At 36.8% G+C, this 16,909-nt stretch carries 13 protein-coding genes; 6 read left to right on the top strand and 7 right to left on the bottom strand.

The features are described from left to right. Positions 1-22: 22 nt before the first annotated feature. Together A3Q33_RS18155 and A3Q33_RS18160 are read right to left on the bottom strand one after the other, a co-directional pair. Positions 23-730, bottom strand: a complete 708-nt coding sequence (locus A3Q33_RS18155) for a DUF6445 family protein (protein ID WP_081181183.1) — start codon at positions 728-730, stop codon at positions 23-25. 25 nt (positions 731-755) lie between these two features. Beyond that, the gene (locus A3Q33_RS18160) at positions 756-1,643 is read right to left on the bottom strand and encodes an SMP-30/gluconolactonase/LRE family protein (protein ID WP_081181184.1); all 888 of its coding nucleotides are present in this window, start codon (positions 1,641-1,643) and stop codon (positions 756-758) included. Positions 1,644-1,836: 193 nt separating this feature from the next. Here A3Q33_RS18160 and A3Q33_RS18165 point away from each other — a divergent pair, with 193 nt between their 5' ends. The 4 genes from A3Q33_RS18165 (at position 1,837) to A3Q33_RS18180 (ending at position 7,646) form a co-directional block, all read left to right on the top strand. Beyond that, positions 1,837-3,723, top strand: coding sequence for a CRTAC1 family protein (locus tag A3Q33_RS18165; protein WP_081181185.1), 1,887 nt, complete (start codon positions 1,837-1,839; stop codon positions 3,721-3,723). Between the two features lie 182 nt (positions 3,724-3,905). Then, entirely contained in the window at positions 3,906-5,273 is a 1,368-nt protein-coding gene (locus A3Q33_RS18170; RefSeq protein ID WP_081181186.1) for a DUF1800 domain-containing protein, read from the top strand. A gap of 2 nt (positions 5,274-5,275) precedes the next feature. Continuing rightward, on the top strand, positions 5,276-6,544 hold the full coding sequence (locus A3Q33_RS18175) for a DUF1501 domain-containing protein (protein WP_081181187.1): 1,269 nt from the start codon (positions 5,276-5,278) through the stop codon (positions 6,542-6,544). 127 nt (positions 6,545-6,671) lie between these two features. Continuing rightward, positions 6,672-7,646, top strand: a complete 975-nt coding sequence (locus A3Q33_RS18180) for an aldose epimerase family protein (RefSeq protein ID WP_081181188.1) — start codon at positions 6,672-6,674, stop codon at positions 7,644-7,646. Between the two features lie 271 nt (positions 7,647-7,917). On the opposite strand, the gene A3Q33_RS20765 is transcribed toward A3Q33_RS18180, so the two are convergent. Together A3Q33_RS20765 and A3Q33_RS18190 are read right to left on the bottom strand one after the other, a co-directional pair. After that, a complete protein-coding gene (locus tag A3Q33_RS20765; protein ID WP_081181189.1) occupies positions 7,918-11,565 on the bottom strand; it encodes a hypothetical protein in 3,648 nt (1,215 codons plus the stop codon). 1 nt (position 11,566) lies between these two features. Beyond that, entirely contained in the window at positions 11,567-12,136 is a 570-nt protein-coding gene (locus tag A3Q33_RS18190; RefSeq protein ID WP_081181190.1) for a PEP-CTERM sorting domain-containing protein, read from the bottom strand. A 562-nt stretch (positions 12,137-12,698) separates the two neighbouring features. Here A3Q33_RS18190 and fbaA point away from each other — a divergent pair. Beyond that, the gene (gene fbaA, locus A3Q33_RS18195) at positions 12,699-13,778 is read left to right on the top strand and encodes a class II fructose-bisphosphate aldolase (RefSeq protein ID WP_081181191.1); all 1,080 of its coding nucleotides are present in this window, start codon (positions 12,699-12,701) and stop codon (positions 13,776-13,778) included. A 691-nt stretch (positions 13,779-14,469) separates the two neighbouring features. On the opposite strand, the gene A3Q33_RS18200 is transcribed toward fbaA, so the two are convergent. Then, complete coding sequence (locus tag A3Q33_RS18200; protein ID WP_081181192.1) at positions 14,470-15,585, bottom strand: PQQ-dependent sugar dehydrogenase; 1,116 nt, start codon at positions 15,583-15,585, stop codon at positions 14,470-14,472. After that, positions 15,575-16,072: a hypothetical protein gene (locus tag A3Q33_RS18205; RefSeq protein WP_081181193.1), complete on the bottom strand. Its 498-nt coding sequence runs from the start codon at positions 16,070-16,072 to the stop codon at positions 15,575-15,577. The genes A3Q33_RS18200 and A3Q33_RS18205 overlap by 11 nt, the downstream gene beginning before the upstream one ends. A gap of 260 nt (positions 16,073-16,332) precedes the next feature. On the opposite strand from A3Q33_RS18205, the gene A3Q33_RS18210 reads away from it, so the two are divergent. Continuing rightward, on the top strand, positions 16,333-16,533 hold the full coding sequence (locus A3Q33_RS18210) for a hypothetical protein (protein ID WP_155866807.1): 201 nt from the start codon (positions 16,333-16,335) through the stop codon (positions 16,531-16,533). Between the two features lie 146 nt (positions 16,534-16,679). Here the strand turns inward: A3Q33_RS18210 and A3Q33_RS18215 are convergent, their stop codons facing one another. Then, a complete protein-coding gene (locus A3Q33_RS18215; RefSeq protein ID WP_081181195.1) occupies positions 16,680-16,895 on the bottom strand; it encodes a formate dehydrogenase subunit delta in 216 nt (71 codons plus the stop codon). Between the last annotated feature and the right edge of the window lie 14 nt (positions 16,896-16,909).

Consider the following 16,909-nt stretch of genomic DNA (forward strand, 5'->3'; position numbering starts at 1 on the left):
ATATTCATAGCGAATATTTTTATTAATTAAACTCAATAAAAATATTCGCGGTTAATCTGCCTGTTTTAGGATCGTTATTTACATCGTTTAATGGCTGCTTAATATAAGCAGAATGTAGCAAGGTCGAAGGGTAAATAACTAATCTATTAGCTTTATATTCAATCACTTCTATTAATTCATAGTGTGAAGTACTGTCAGTAAAATATTTTTGTTGTGGATTACCATTAGTATTAATAAAAGCTTGTGCTTGAGCGAGATAATGCGGTTTTCTCTGTTCAGTAATGTTTTCATATCCCGTAGGTTTATGCCGGTAAATTGCTGTACCACCAAAATCCCCAGCATTTAAGTAATGCATCACCGCAAAGCTGTACTTTAGGTTATTATCAAAGTGAGGAATACATTGCAGTAGTTCAAGATCTTTTTCTTCTTGAGCCAGCAATGAATATCGTCCATCTTTTGGGTATAAGGTAAGCTCACGAGGTACTTTAAGTGCTTGATAAAAAATAGGAGCTATCGCATTAAGCACTGCCATCCCGTAATCTGAACCTACCGGTGAACATACGCCAGGGTAATAATTATTATGCGCTTTACCTGCTAAGTATTTCGAATGTACCGCCTCTTTAATTGCTTGTGATGTAGTAACTAAAAAGTCGTCAATAATGATAACAGGGGTCTTTTCATCGCCTACCTGTAGTAAAGTGTTTTTACTCTTTCTATTGATTTCGTACATAAATTTTACTTAATTGAGCTAAGTGTTAAGTCAAGGTAACTTTGTTAGGTAATATTCCAGCCACTTCGCAGCTAAACAATTGCACACTGCCACCATCTTCTTCATGTTCTGGTGTTAATGAAGCCGTGGTTACTAGCATGGTTTTTAAATCTTTTCCGCCAAAGCATATGTTAGTGACTTGCGAGGCATTTAATTGAAAGAATTGAGATAACACACCATCAGGTGAAATACGTGCAATACCATTGCCGTCCCAACGGGCGCTCCAAATAAAACCTTCACTGTCAGTAGTTCCACCATCAGGGTGACCATATTTATCGGCTAATTTACTAAATACTCGTTGGTTAGCTATTGATGACATCTGGATATCAAAGTCACAGGCAAATATTTCATTAGTAAAAGAGTCAGCGTAGTAAAATGTCTTATTATCGAGAGAAAATGTGGCTAAATTGAAAATAGCGATAGCTTCTTTTTCAATTGAAATTGCTTTGTTAGGTGTTATTTTGAATAAGCGGCCAAATTTACCCATTTCTAACTCTTTACCGTTAGCATCTGGGCTCATTAACATGGTGCCTAACCAAATATTGCCGTTGATATCGACACAGCCATCATTAATGCGTAAATTTTTGTTAGGTTCAACGTCAAGCCACAACTCCCAGCTTTGTTTTTTTACATCAAATAAGTATAAACCATCAAACAGAGACACTAACAGTAGATCAGAAAATTGCGTCAGCATTATATTTGCTGGTTGTTGTGGTGTGTCATAACACTGCAATGAATCATCTGTCAGTGAGTATTTATAAAGATGAGATTTTACGATGTCGACCCAATAAAAAGCGTTATCCATTGCTGACCAAATACAACCCTCAGCCAAACCACATTTTATGTTATGTTTTTTTTCTAAATTCAAAGTCATGTTATTAATCGCTATTTAGTTATTTCAAGAGCTTAAACAGTAGAATAAATTAAAAATACTTTTATTCATTATAAGTATGCATTAGTATGATGTTTAAGTGGTGGCAGTGCAAGTTTAAATAACGACTTTAAAATCGAATTATTGACCAAGTAATGCCGCTGAATATATTAGATCACATTTAAAAGGTTTTCACATGCTTTACGCTAAGAAAAGTATTTCGGGAGTTATATTACTCGCGACTGGTTTTATAACAACTTCATGCGCGCAAACACTCGATTTAACAGCAGCAGCTGAAACTCCTTTTTTTGTTGAAGCTACAGCGGATATTAAACTTGAAGATGCCAACCGTAGAAAGTGGGGCAATGCGGTTATTGCCGATATAGATAACGACGGTTATCAAGACTTGATACTCACCGATCACGGCTTTTCTATAAAACTATACTGGAATAATAAAGGCTCATATGGCAAAGGTATAGACCTTGTTGTTGGAGATACTCATGGCATTGCGGTTAGCGACTTTAATCAAGATGGTGTAACCGATATTTTAATTTCTCGAGGTGGTGGCTCGGGTGATAATGCAAGAAATGCCAAGCTTTATCATATCAATAATAAAAGACAAATTAGTGAAGGTGCAGAGTTTGCAGTACCTTTAAAGTTTATGCGAGGCAGAACATCAAAATTCTATGATGGCGATAATGATGGTGATGTAGACTTACTGTTATTTGGCTTTCCTGGTAATAAAAATGAAAAAGAAGTGCCTAGCTATTCATACAAAAATGATGGTAAAGGTCAGCTAGTGCTTTCTTCTTATTTACCTAAAACCATGAAAGACGGACAAAAAATATTAATAACAGATTTTAACCAAGACAATATTAGTGACTTTGTATTGTACGGCGACGGACGTATTACCTTAAACCAAGGCAATGGTGACTTAACTTTTGTTGATGTTACTGATAAATGGTTAGAGAAGAATATACTTGATGTTACGAGTATTTCAGAAATTGATTATGATAATGACGGTGATTTCGATTTATTTCTAACCACAGGAACAGAATTAAATATTGGTGAAACTTTCCACGATAGCCAAAGTAATACCTTGGCATTTTTTACCAAACGAGGCCCATTTAAGTTTAACGATTTAGTTTTGGGTGACATTCTTGAGTTAGAGAACTATCAATCTACATGGCCAATGCAAGATATTTATATTGGTGAGAGTGCTTATAAATATGAGCATCCGGGTGAATATCATCAAGGTCAAAATATTCGTTTCGTTAACAGCAATGCCTTAGGCTGGCCTGATAAACTCGATAAAAAAGGGTTGTATATTGGCTATATAGGTAACGACACTTGGCGTATAGCAGGTAACACTTGGTCTCCGACAACAGGGGTTATTCATGGTGTAAAAAGCTACCCAGTCTCTGAGCATGAAAAAGGACTGAAAAATATCTTGCTTGAAAATATTAATGGCAAGTTTGTTGATGTTACGCGTAAAGTCGGGCTTGACGAATTAACACACAGTAATGCAGCTGCCGTTGGAGATTACGATAATAATGGCTTTCAAGACTTATTCATTGTTGAAAGAGGCGATCCTTCGACACAGAACTTACAAACACTTTGGTTAAATAAAGGTGAGGGTAAATTTGAAAAAACCTTATCACATAATGTTATTTCATCAGAGCTTGGCGGCGTCGGTTTAGGGGCTGAAACTCTTGACTACAATCAAGATGGAAAACTGGATTTAGTTTTTGCTAATGAGCGCGGTAAATGGCACTTATTTAAAAACAGCTCAAATTCCAATAATACCGCCCAAAATAATTTTATTACGGTAAATGTTCCAATATCGCCAAAGCATGCTTCGCCCATTGGTGCATTGGTAAAGGTTTCTGCTTGTCAAACATCACAAATAAGAAGGGTAGGCTCGTCAAGTGCACCTTACTCTCAAAGTAGAGATACTATGATGCATTTTGGTTTAGGCGATTGTCAGAAAATTGAGAGTGTTGAAGTGCAATGGCCTACTGGTGAGCAATATAAGACAGATAGTATTAAACTCAATAGCGTACACAATCTAGATAATTTTTAATATCTTATTAATCAAAAATAGAAATAAATGTTTAGCTAAGCAAGGATGAGGTAGCTCAGTCAATCTATGTGTATATGTGTATATGTGTATATGTAAATATGTGTAAATTCGCTGGAAGCTATTGAATAAATGGCTTTTAATCGATTATTAGATTTATTTTACAATTTAGCACTGGGATATATATGTTTGATACTGTTACTTCATCAGTCAAAACAAACAACGCTTTTATTGCGCTTAACCGGTTTGGTTATGGCGCAAAGGAAGGCGAGTTAAATCAAGCTGTAAAAAATCCAAAACAATGGATTATCGAACAATTACAACCCATTGCTTTTGATAATCGCTTACCCCATTCAAATGATATTTTCTTAGATCATGAAAAATATATAAAAGAAAAAAAGCATCTCAAAAAACAAAATAATGCAAATCAAAAAAGCAATTCAATGCTTAACAATATGGCGCGAACAAATATGCGCCTTATGTCTGCAGACACTATAAATAAGGCGATAACATCGTCTAATAGTGTGAGTTGGCGTTTGCTTGATTTTTTCTCCAATCATTTTAGTGTTACGGGTAACTCACGCTTAATGAGTGGCTTGTCTTCCACGTTAGAAAGAGAAGCCATTGCACCTAATTTACTGGGTAAGTTTGAAGATTTATTATTAGCGGTTGAGCAGCATCCCGCTATGCTTATTTACCTGAATAATGAGCGGTCTTTCGGTCCAAATTCGACAATATCTAAGAAAAGAAATAAGGGGCTAAACGAGAATCTTGCCCGTGAAATTCTAGAATTACATACCTTAGGCGTTAAAAGTAGCTATACCCAATTTGACGTTATTGAACTTGCTAAAGGTATCAGCGGTTGGAGTGTATTCAACCCCAGTAAAGAGCGCAGTGTAGGGTTTACTTTTAGGTCTAATGGTCATGAACCAGGCATTCGAAAATTGTTAGGAATTTCTTATCCTTCAGGCGGTATTGCTCAAGGAGAACAAATGTTACGCGATATTGCAGTAAACCCTGCAACGGCAAAACATGTTTGTTATAAACTTGCCCATCACTTTGTCAGTGAAACACCATCAAAAAAATTACTTAATATTATGGAAAATACTTGGAAACACAGTGGTGGTAATATTAAACAAGTCATGGTGAGTTTATTTAATTCAGATGAAGCGTGGCTTGATACTCCGCAAAAATTCAAAACACCAAGAGAGTTTGTTATTTCAGCTTTTAGAGCCTTAGGTACAATTCCTCCAAAGGATAAAATGTTACTCGATAGTATGGCAACGTTAGGCCAAAAACCCTTTAATGCCGGTTCTCCTGCTGGCTACAGCGATAGTGAGAATGACTGGTTAGGGGCAAGCGCTTTAATGGCTCGGATAGATTGGTCTGTAAAACTGTCTTCTTTTCGTAGCAAAATTAATGCAGAAGAAATAATGCATATAGCGCTAGCGTTACCACCGACAACGCATACCTATAAATCGGTTATTAGAGCAGAAAGTCGTCAACAAGCTTTAACCTTATTGTTAATGAGCCCAGAGTTTCAGCGGAGGTAATGATGAAAAAATTTCAACCAACTTTAGCAAGCATACCCTCATTAGATAAACTCTCAATTGAAAATAACACCTACGTTGAGAGAACAGCGGATTTATCTCGGCGAAAATTTATTAAAATAGCAAGTGCAAGCCTAGCCGTATTGTCTTTTCCGGGATTGACGACAACAAATACGAGTGTTATCAATAGTGTTCCCGATAAAACTACCGATAAAGGCAACAACCCTAAAATAATTTGGGTATTGTTAAGAGGAGCGCTTGATTCGCTACATACGGTTGTGCCGACTTTTGAAACACAATATCAAGTGTTACGGCCTAATTTATCCACTAGTTTTAAAACACCGGTTTTACCCCTAAACCATAGCTTTGCACTACATCCTTCGTTGGTTAATTTGCATCAGTGGTATCAAGAAAAACAATTACTGCCTGTTGTCGCGGTATCATCGGGTTATAGTCGTCGCTCCCATTTTGACGGCCAAGACTTTCTAGAAAGCGGCAATGGTAAAATAGATTATGACTCCGGTTGGCTTGCAAGAGCGATTGATGTTAAAAACAAACGTGCATTGGCCGTTGCACGTTCAACACCTATAAGTTTGCGCAGTAGTGAAAATGTAAATACCTGGTATCCATCAACATTAAAAAGTGCAGACAATGATATTTATCAGTCGTTACTTGCGCTGTATCAAGATGATGAATTATTAAGAACTAACTTAGAAAGCGCATTAGAAGTAAAAGGCGTTATCGGAAATCAGAGCAATAAAAATAAACAGCAACGGGGCATTTTTGCTGCGTTAAGCAAAGCATGCGCTAAGCTACTAACCGCTGAGAAAGGCGCTGATTGCGCCATGTTAGAACTTGGTGGTTGGGATACGCATAATAATCAGGCTAATCGCTTAAGTAAAAAATTAACTGAATTAGATACCGGTTTGGCTGAGCTAAAAGCAGGCTTAGGGGCAGAATGGAAGAACACTGTTGTGATCATTGGAACTGAATTTGGTCGAACTGCTAAAGAAAATGGTACAGGTGGTACCGATCATGGTACGGGCAGTGCAATGTTTCTTGCCGGAGGCGCACTTAATGGCGGTAGGGTATTGGGTCAATGGCCTGGTTTAGCGGATAATCAATTATTTGAACAACGTGATTTAATGCCAACAACTAATAGCTTTAGCTGGATAGCCAATGTACTTGTTCAGCAATGGAAATTTTCACATGAAGAGTTATTTCAAGTTTTTCCTCATTTAACGGCGTATGATGAAAAACTCCTGATAAGCTGAAATTTACAAGTTAATGAGGTCTTTGAAGTGACATTCATTTATAAAAACCGTTTTAAACTTCACCTGCATACCACATATAACACTTTAGTACTGACAGCTTAAAATAACTCAAGGATTATGATACTGAATGACAAATATACAGACAGTTTTATTAGAAAATAACCAAGGTATGTTAGTCGAAATACTCAATTTTGGCGCTCGCATTAAATCGATTGTACTTCCTGTTAATGGGATAGCCACCGAGATGACGGTTGGCTATGCGAATGTTGAAGATTATCTAACCGATGCTTTCTATTTGGGTGCCACATGTGGCAGAGTGTGTAATAGAATTGAAGGGGGGAGTTTTGATTTAAACGGTATCAATTTTTCTCTAAACCAAAATGAAAACAAACATTGTTTACATGGTGGTGAAGTTAGTTTTGCTAGTCGATTTTGGCAGATTGAATCTTCAAATAAATCAACAGTGACATTAACGCTTATATCTGAAAACGGCGACCAAGGTTTCCCTGGCCAGCTAAACTTAACCGTTAAATACCATTTAACCGAACAGAACCAACTAGAAATCGATTATTTTGGTAAAACCGATGCTCCAACTCCTGTAAGTATTACAAATCATGCCTATTTCAATTTAGGTAATGACAGCGCTGAGATGCTAGATGTACAGATTTCAGCGTCGAACATGCTACAAAGAAAAGATAACGGTCTGCCAAGCGGTAAAATAATATCGGTGACAAATTCAGACTTTGACTTTACAGAGCCGTTTAATATAGGTGAAAGACATGCCAATACAACTGATATTAATTTACAAAAAATGGCCTGTTACGATCATTGCTACGTTTTAGATGAAGCTGACATTAGCACAGTCAAAGCTACTTTAGTGTCGAAAAACACGGGTGTAAAAATGTCGTTATTTACTAATCAACCAGCGATGCAACTTTATACTGGTGTAGCATTATCGGGTGAGTTTACAGCCTATCAAGGCCTTTGTTTAGAGGCTCAACATTATTCTAATGCCGTAAATATAGACCATTTCCCGAGCAGTATCTTATTAGCAAATGATGAATATAAACGTAAAATTATTTATCAGTTCGAATGTTTATAATATTGGTCTTATTTACTTATATTTATTCATATATTTATAGCAGAATAATAGCGAATGGTAACGAGCTAAATCAATTAATCGGTCATTAGTCACTTTGTGCAGGTTTTGGGTTGAAGGTACTTTTATGAAGGTATTGATTTGCAGGTATTGTTTTGCAGATAATAATTTATAGGTATTAGTCCATTTGTTCAAAATAAAAAAAGGGTAAAGCGCAAGCTTTACCCTTTTTTGCACAATAGCTTATGTGTAGATAACACATAAGCTATTCATTCTATTTATTAATAAAGCTTGTGGCAGTATTTCCGTTCGGTTCACGCATATCACCACGATACAAAATTAAGGTATCTTCGGGTAAGCCAATAGACATTATATTCGCTTTAGAAAAGTCAGCAGGGTAAAAACCAACTTTTGCAGACTCGTCACCAACCTCAACTTCAGACATCATCGACAAGGCTAAAATTGGCGCTGTTGGGAATATTTTATACCAACGAGTGCCTGATGGATTGTCAAAGCTATCAGGCGTAAGTGCAGCTAGTTGCTCAGGTGTTTGTACACCAACGACCTTCTTCGCTTGCAAGTCGTTTCTGGTTAATTGACTTGGTGTTTTGCCATATAAATTAGCTAAATACTCTCTGTTAGCATCAGTAATCAAATAAGTAATGTTATTACCTACTTCTGCAACAGGTGCATCAAAAACAGTTTGTCTTAATGAAATGTCACCTTTAATCACTAAGTTGTTAATGCGACCACGGGTTAAGTCACGACAGCTTGTTTTGCAATTAAATGAGCCTTTACCAACAAGTAAGGCAGTACCACTATCAATAGCTTCAATGTTTTCAACGGTTATGTCTTTCATTATTTTAGCGTGCGGTTTTAGCCAAACACCGGTAAAACCGTTGGTCACTTTTACGTTTGAAATGTTAATTTTATTCATTGACGAGAAATAAGGTCCTGAACGGTTAAAGTTGTCATTATCCGTACCATTACCGGCTTCAAGACGAACGCCAATGCCATTAAAGGCTTCAATGTTGTCAATTTCAATCCAGTCACCACCGTAAACTTGAACTACACCGTAACCGGTATGAGCATGGATAGCTTTAATGTTTTTAATTGAGCCCTTAACCGGTGTACGGCCATAAGTAGGGTTACGTTGAATAGCAAACATATCAGGAATAATTTCGCCAGAATCGTTAATAAAATCACCATTACTATTAGTAGCTAATGGAATGTTAACTTGGTTCATAGGTCTATTGAGGCTTGTACTTCCTTCAGGATTTTGAACATAACGCTCTTTTAAATAAAGTGGCGAAGAACCGAAGCGATAAGTATAAGAGCCATCTTTATAATCAGCGTCGGCAAACATTTGCACAGCAACAGATTCGGTATGATTGTCTGCAATATTAATATCTGAGATGGCGAAATTTTTAACATAAAATAAGCCAACAGGAATTGCTCGGGTTAAATTAACTACACCGTTACCATTTCCGCCAACCATATACCCATAATCATGCGGCATATTGGTTGTAGCATCTATAGTAAACTTCTCACCAGCTACGGTTGATCTTACTTCAACATTCTCAATACGATTTGCTAATAAATTACTTGGGCCATTACTGCGACCAAATGAGAATAAAAATTGACGATTAGGTTTGTTTTTATTTCTAGCATCATTTGGGCTAGTAGGGTAAAGATCTTCTTTAATCCCACGCATTTCTAAAACAACACCGGGCTCAACTTCAATTCTCACATTAGAAGGAACGGCAATATGAGATAAACTAAAACGATTTTGACCATTGCTATTAGCGAGTAATCTCACCACACCGCCATCAGTTTCATTTTTTGCCTGGTTCAACGCTGTTTTTAAACGCGCCGTGTCATTGACTGTATCAACAAACTCATTGGCTGCAATCAACTCGTTAGGCGTATCATCAAATACTTTGTTTTCAAAAAAACCAACATTAACTGTAGTCACACCAAATTCATCGGTATAACCGGTATAGCCATCTAAGTCTGTATCAAGTAGTGGGTCAACTCCTGGATCAGGTGTTGGGGTTGGATCTGGTGTTGTTACTGAGCCATAACTTACCACAGAGAGTTTTGCGATAGCTAAATTAGCACCATCTGTTGTTCTAAATCTAAAGCGAATTTTAGTTGCTGACACATTAGCATTAGCGGTAAAAGTATTTACACCAGGGTTTGCATCGCCCCAACTTTTAAGAACTACCCAGCCACTAGCGTTTTTATGTGCCACTTCCCAGCTAGTTACTTGTGAATCTGGTGAGTCACTTTGAGTAAAGCTAAATTCTAGCCCAGCACTTTCTTCAATATCAAAAATAATGTAGACATTGCTATTAGCTGCACCAACCAAAGTTGCAGTTGCCTCTTGAGTGTTATCGCTATTAAGTAAATTATTTAATGTCGTGTTTTCCCAATGAGAGCTTGGTGCGATATTAGCCGCTAGTAATAAGTTTGCCGAAGGTTCAGGCGTTGGCTCAGGATCCGGTGTAGGTTCAGGAGTAGGGTCTGGGTCAGGTGTCGGATCAGGAGTAGGATCAGGTGTAGGGTCCGGCTCTGGGTCAGGTGTCGGGTCAGGAATTGGATCAGGTATTACTGTTGATTGAGATGCGCCTGTTATAACAATTGAGTATTCATCAATTGCCAATGTAGCTCCCGGCGTTACTTGTACCCATCTAAAATCCGCAACCATATGCGTTGGTGCTGCAGGGTTTGAACCAAAAACAGTCCAAGTTTGTGGAATTGTAAATTGTTTTCCATTGGTACCGTCCACAACAAACTCTTTGTAAACCCACTTGCCGTGATCCTCAACGCTAATCTCGGTTGAGAATAAAACGCCTTCATTGCGTCGTGGAGTAATACCACCGGCGGCTAATGATTTTTCAGGGTAAATAGTATGGACAATTTTAGTATCGATAGGATTAGGGTGTGTTACTTTAACCCAAGCGGCTACTTTAAATTGTTCGCCAACATTAACCGCAGCACTTAATTGATCAAACACACCTTCAGCATTCCAATCGGCGTTGTTATTACTGTTCCAATATTGAAAACCATTATTGTTGTTGCTGCCACCAACGTTAGAACCTTTAGTCCATTCTATTGCTTTTCCAATAATAGCGTCGCTTGTAATATCAACAGTTCCGAAATTAGTATTCATGGCTCTAATGAGTGGATCTACTGAGTCGCTTTCAAAATCGGTATCTAATGAATAAGTTGAATTTTCAATGTTATAACATGCAGCATTATTTTCGACAGTAAAATTTATTGTTGCTTCATGATTCACAGCATTAGCATCGGTATAAGTAGCCGTTACCGTTGATGCACCTAGCGTTCCTTGGTTAAATTTGATTAACGCTGTTTCGCTTGTAAGGGCATTTAACGTTTCATTTTCTACCGTGATGTCTGCACCGCTAAATGTAATATCAAAACCTGCAGGGAAATCACCTTCGCTCCACATCGCTTTTAACTCAACAGGTGTACATGAAGAGATAGTTTGGTAATTAGTAGATAATAAAACGTCGCCAATAATTGGTGTAGAGGCTTCATCTGCTGAAAATGTCCATGTCAAAGCACTTTCGTCAAAGCTATGTCTACGGTTTATTTTAACGGTAAAAGTGTCGTTACTTACTGAAGATTCATCGGCGCCTATATCACCAAAAATCAAATCACCCTCGTTTACTACAATATGCTGAGAGCTTGACTCTAGTTGCGCAGTAACATTTTGCAAGTTAGTACCAGTATTAGTTATTGTGCCCTTGAAGGTATAATTATAATCGCTTCTCCCGGACCTTTCTTTTTTAACCAGTTCATAGTTTACAAAGCCTAACTCTGCACAAACACTGTTTGAAAATAACAGTCCGATAAAAGTATAAAATGAAAAAACTACTTTATTTTTAGCTAGCATTTTACTCTCCTTGTCGACGTGTTAAAGCACTAGACATTAATAGCATTAATGCTAAAACAAAAATAACAAGCGTTGAAGGTTCAGGCACTTGCTTTGCTGATAGGGCAACAGTTCCATCACTAATTAAGTCAAAAGTATCAGCATTGTATATTTCAAACAATTGTACATATGAGAGTAAATCGTTAGAACCAAGCCATTCAAAAGATATAATTAAAGAGTTTAATTCTTGGCCTATTGTTAAAGGATCATAAAGAGCAAGACCGTCTAGTATTCCAGACTCAGCGACACCAAAAATAAGCTCGGGATCTGCAGAAAAGAAATCCCAATTTAAAGGACTATTTACTAAAGAAATATTTTGAAATAGCCCATAGTCAAAATAAAAAGTAATACCATCAATGGGTTCAGTAGGACCATCATTGACGATACTGTATTGCAATTCATAATAATTTGGCAGGGTGCTATTTGTTATCTCTGCTGTTATTAACGTAGCATTCGTGAAGCTACTTGAAATTAAGCCAACCATCAAACAGGTTAACTTTATTATATTTTTACACGTTAAATTTAATTTCATTTTTATTATCCTAAATTTTATATGCGATTAATCACCAAACAACTAGTGATTCATAACCCCAAGAATTAACCTCACCACTAAGCATCTATTTTGTACTTTTTTATAGTGATGAAGCATTTTTTGCACAAGCGACAAACATCATACCTTTGCAATTGTATAACCTATATCAATATGGTACCTTTGTAAATATGATGGATGAAATGATATTTTAATAACCAGAAGCTGGGTGTTAATTAATCATAAATAAATACAAGAAAAACGATGAGTAAACTCAACTAGAGTCGAAATAATAAGGTTTTGGCTTAAAGGTACTTCAAGCAAGAAAACAAGCCTTACAGGTGCTTTGTCTTTTGCTAAATAAAAATTGGAGTTGTAATAAAGAGTGGATCAGTAATAAATTCAAATTGCATCAGCTCATTAATTTATTTAAAAATAATAGAATATTTAATTTGACCAAGTGTTTTTAAGGTTAGTGGAACTTGGATTACTAGGCCCGATTGTCTAGCATCAAGTCTTAACGCCAAAGCATCTTTATATCTAGAATCCTAAGGAATTAATTAAAATGAAAGGTTTATCTGAACAAGTTAATAGTGGCTTCGTCTTTGGTGAAGATCTTAGTGTACTTTTTGATTATGCCAAAATTAATCAGTTCGCCTATCCCGCTGTTAATGTTATCGGTACTAACTCAGTTAATGCCGCACTAGAAGCAGCAAGCGAAATAAACTCACCGATTATTATTCAATTGTCATACTCTGGTGCTGAATTTTTTATTGGTAAAGGACATAAGTTATCACCAATGGATGCTGCTATAGAAGGCGGTGTTATAGCCGCTAAGTACATTAAAGATGTCGCAAAAATTTATGGTATTCCCGTGATAATTAATACTGATCATGCCTCAAAAAAATTATTACCTTGGATTGATGGCTTACTTGCCCACAGCGAAGCGTCTTTTAAACTGACAGGTGAGCCATTATTTAGCTCACACATGATTGATTTGTCAGAAGAGACACTAGAAGAAAATATTGGAATATGTGCGGGTTACCTCAAACGTATGGCTGCAATAGGTATGACCTTAGAGATTGAACTAGGATGTACTGGTGGCGAAGAGGATGGGGTTGATAATAGCCACCTTGATGCCTCATTACTTTATACCCAGCCCGAAGATGTCGCTTATGCTTACGAGCAATTAAGTCGAGTGAGTGATTCATTCACCATTGCAGCTTCATTTGGCAATGTTCATGGCGTTTATAAACCAGGTAATGTGCAATTAACGCCTAAAATATTAAAAAATTCACAAGCTTTTGTTTCAAAAAAATATGGGTTAGGTCATAACGCTTTGAACTTTGTTTTTCATGGTGGCTCTGGCTCTGCACCAGCTGAAATTACCGAAGCTATTGGCTATGGCGTGATAAAAATGAATATAGATACCGATACTCAGTGGGCAAGTTGGCAGGGTGTTGCTACTTATTATCAAGAAAATAAAGCATTCCTTCAAAGCCAAATTGGTAACCCTTTAGGTGAAGATAGCCCAAACAAGAAATATTACGACCCACGAGTTTGGTTACGAAAAGTAGAGCAATCGATGGCTGAGCGTCTTGTACTTTCATTTAAAGAACTTAATTGCCTTGATAGGTATAAATGAAAACATAAAGTGTTCAATTCTATGTATATAGCTAGATAATGTTGAAATTTAATTATTTATATTGAGCAAAGAACTTTTAATCTATAGAAAATAAGAAATATTCATTAGTATGTATTTGATTTCTGTTAATTAACAAGTAAAAAAAAATGATTAAAATCTTTTCCGAATATTAATCAAGCTTATTACGGTTATATTGGCCTGAAAAGCCGCTTGTTATTCGGAATAAAATCACTAACTCATTGAATTTAAACATGTAGGTTTCGGTCTTGAAAACCGGCAAGGGTTTGTAGCCCTTCTAGAGTTCAAATCTCTATCTCACCGCCACATTATAGAGAAGCCCGTTAATTCGAAAGAGTTAACGGGTTTTTTGCTATCTCACTGTTTAGTTTTATAAAAAGGCTTTGTAGCGCTAATCCTTCGAGTAGAGTTCAAATCTCTATCTCACCGCCACATTAAGAAAAGGCGCTAATCGAAAGATTAGCGCCTTTTTGCTTTTTTGGGTTTATAAAGTGGAATTTTAGCGCTAATCCTTCGAGTAGAGTTCAAATCTCTATCTCACCGCCACATTAAGAGAAGGCGCTAATCGAATGGTTAGCGCCTTTTTGATTTTTTGGGTATTTAATTTTTAGTAAGATAGTTTGTAGCTGTAATCAAAATAAAACATAAATACATTGATTAGTTCAACTGATTACTAATTTGGTGATAACTTTAATAATTCGCCTTGAGCACTGTCAGTCAAAATATAAATATAGCCGTCTGGACCGGTTCTAATATCACGGATCCTTTGTTTGCGATCAGCCAACATTGTTTCTTGTTCAACGACTTTATCGTCTTCTAAACTTAATCGTCTTACACTTTTCCCTGCGAGGGCGGCGATAAATAAATCACCTTGCCATTGGGGGAAAATGTTACCTTGATACTCTGTCATGCCCGCGGGTGCGATAGATGGAACCCAATATGTAACGGGTTGCTCCATGCCTTTTGCTTCTTTGAAAGGCGAGATTATAGCGCCTGAATAATCTACGCCATGCGTAATGGCTGGCCAGCCATAATTAACGCCCGGTTTAACTAAATTTAATTCGTCACCACCTTTAGGGCCATGTTCATGCAACCAAACCTTTTTATTTTTACTGACTAATATGGCTTGTGGATTACGATGGCCAAAAGTGTATATTTCAGGTCTTACATTCTTTTGGCCGATAAAAGGGTTATCTTGTGGAATACTGCCGTCAGTGTTTATTCTCAGTACTTTCCCTAACATGCTTTCAAGCGATTGTGCTTGGTCGCGGAAATTAAAACCATCACCTGCAGTTATCAAAAGGGTACCATCAGGTAAGAAAGTCATTCTTGCGCCATGATGATGCGGAGTATTTCTACTCGAGCCGGTAAATATCACTTTAGTCTGTTGTAATGACATGCCTTGTAATGTCGCGCTGATCACTTCAACAAAGTTATTGCTTGCTGTGCCGCCGCTGTAAGATATATAAAGTTTTTGGTTTGTGGCAAAGTTAGGATCTAAAACAACATCAAATAGTCCTGCGGGGCCTGCAACATAAATATCAGGCAACCCAGAAATTTCTTGTTCAAGCAATTTACCATTTCTTACCACTCTTAAACTGCCGCCACGCTCGGTAACCAACATATCATTATTAGGTAAAAAAGCGATAGACCAAGGAAATTTCAAATTTTCAACAACGGTTGATACTTTATATTCTTTAGTTTGTGTTTCAGCATAAGTGAAAGTGCTAGCAATGAGTAAACATAAACTAATGCTAAGCTTTTTAAATAAGTGATGATTACTTTTCATTGTGATTACCTGAGTTAATGTTTTGTTTGTTATTACTATGAATATTATTACTTTGAATGTTCGTGCGTGATGTTAAAAAGGCGAAAAGCCATGCAGATAGCATACAACACACCGTGGCTAAAAATAATCCCATCGGCGTTCGCACTGCAGCTATTATTGTTAAGTCCATATTATACTGAATAAGATACATGGTCAGAGGGAAAGTAGTACACCCAGCGGCAATATACCAAGCCATTCTGTTGCCACCCATAAATTTATGCGCGTATTTAGCAACAATAAAACCCAGTAAAAATCCTGGCGCTGTTAATAAATACAACACAGGACCTAGCCCGATTAAGTCTTTAATCGTGGCGTCTAAACGAACTTCGGTGGTTATGTTAAGTCCAAATGATTGCACGTCTGCTAATACTATTTGTGTAGAAACAATACAAACAAGCAGGGTGGCAGTAATAGTTGTAAAAATAAAGAGTGCGATGGTTTTGAGCATACATTGACCTTTTTTGAGTTCCGTTAATAGGTACACAATATTGATTAAGTTTTTAACTATACACTGCTTTTAAAGATATTATATTAAGCTTGCACGAAAGGTTTTTAATGGGGGATTCAATAATATTATCAGTCAGCTCTATATAAATCATGAAAAACAGCTTGAATATGCTGCTTTCCATGGCAACGGCAATAGGAAGTGTTTATTATATACCAACTGGTAATTACCACTCATCATTGATTATATTACGCGGAATTTATATGAATTTAGAACAAGCTTTATTGGTAATCGCCAATGCTCATGGCAACGAACTACCTGTAGAAGCGATAGCAGTAGTTAAAACGAATTGGTCGGTATTTTATCCGGATTTAGAACGACTAATAGATCAATTTATCGCCGATGATACAACGCTAACTGATTTTACTGAACTTGTCACTAAACCATCATTCAATGCAATATAGGGTATTAAGATTCAAATTTATAATACCTAATATAACTTACCCAAATACTTAAACTACAGCGAAGGCAACACTGTGATATCCATTTAGGGTCACTAATACCCTAATCGCATTATCATTGAGCCATAATATGCATAGTGGTCTAATTTTTATATCAGGGCTAAGGCTAGTTTTATGGTAGGAGATAACGCTGAACCATCACTATTTGCATACTGTAATATATTTTCTTTCATAGATCGTGCCCAAAATTTCTTTACGTGTTCGGCAACAACTTTTGCCGTTTCTTCATCGGTTTTTTTGTAATTATTGTTATCGGCAATTTGGTTGAGCATGCTAACCAGGGTTTTAATTTGCGAACTACTCATGGTTATATTGTTCC

This window comes from Colwellia sp. PAMC 21821 (assembly GCF_002077175.1).
Taxonomy (GTDB): domain Bacteria; phylum Pseudomonadota; class Gammaproteobacteria; order Enterobacterales; family Alteromonadaceae; genus Cognaticolwellia.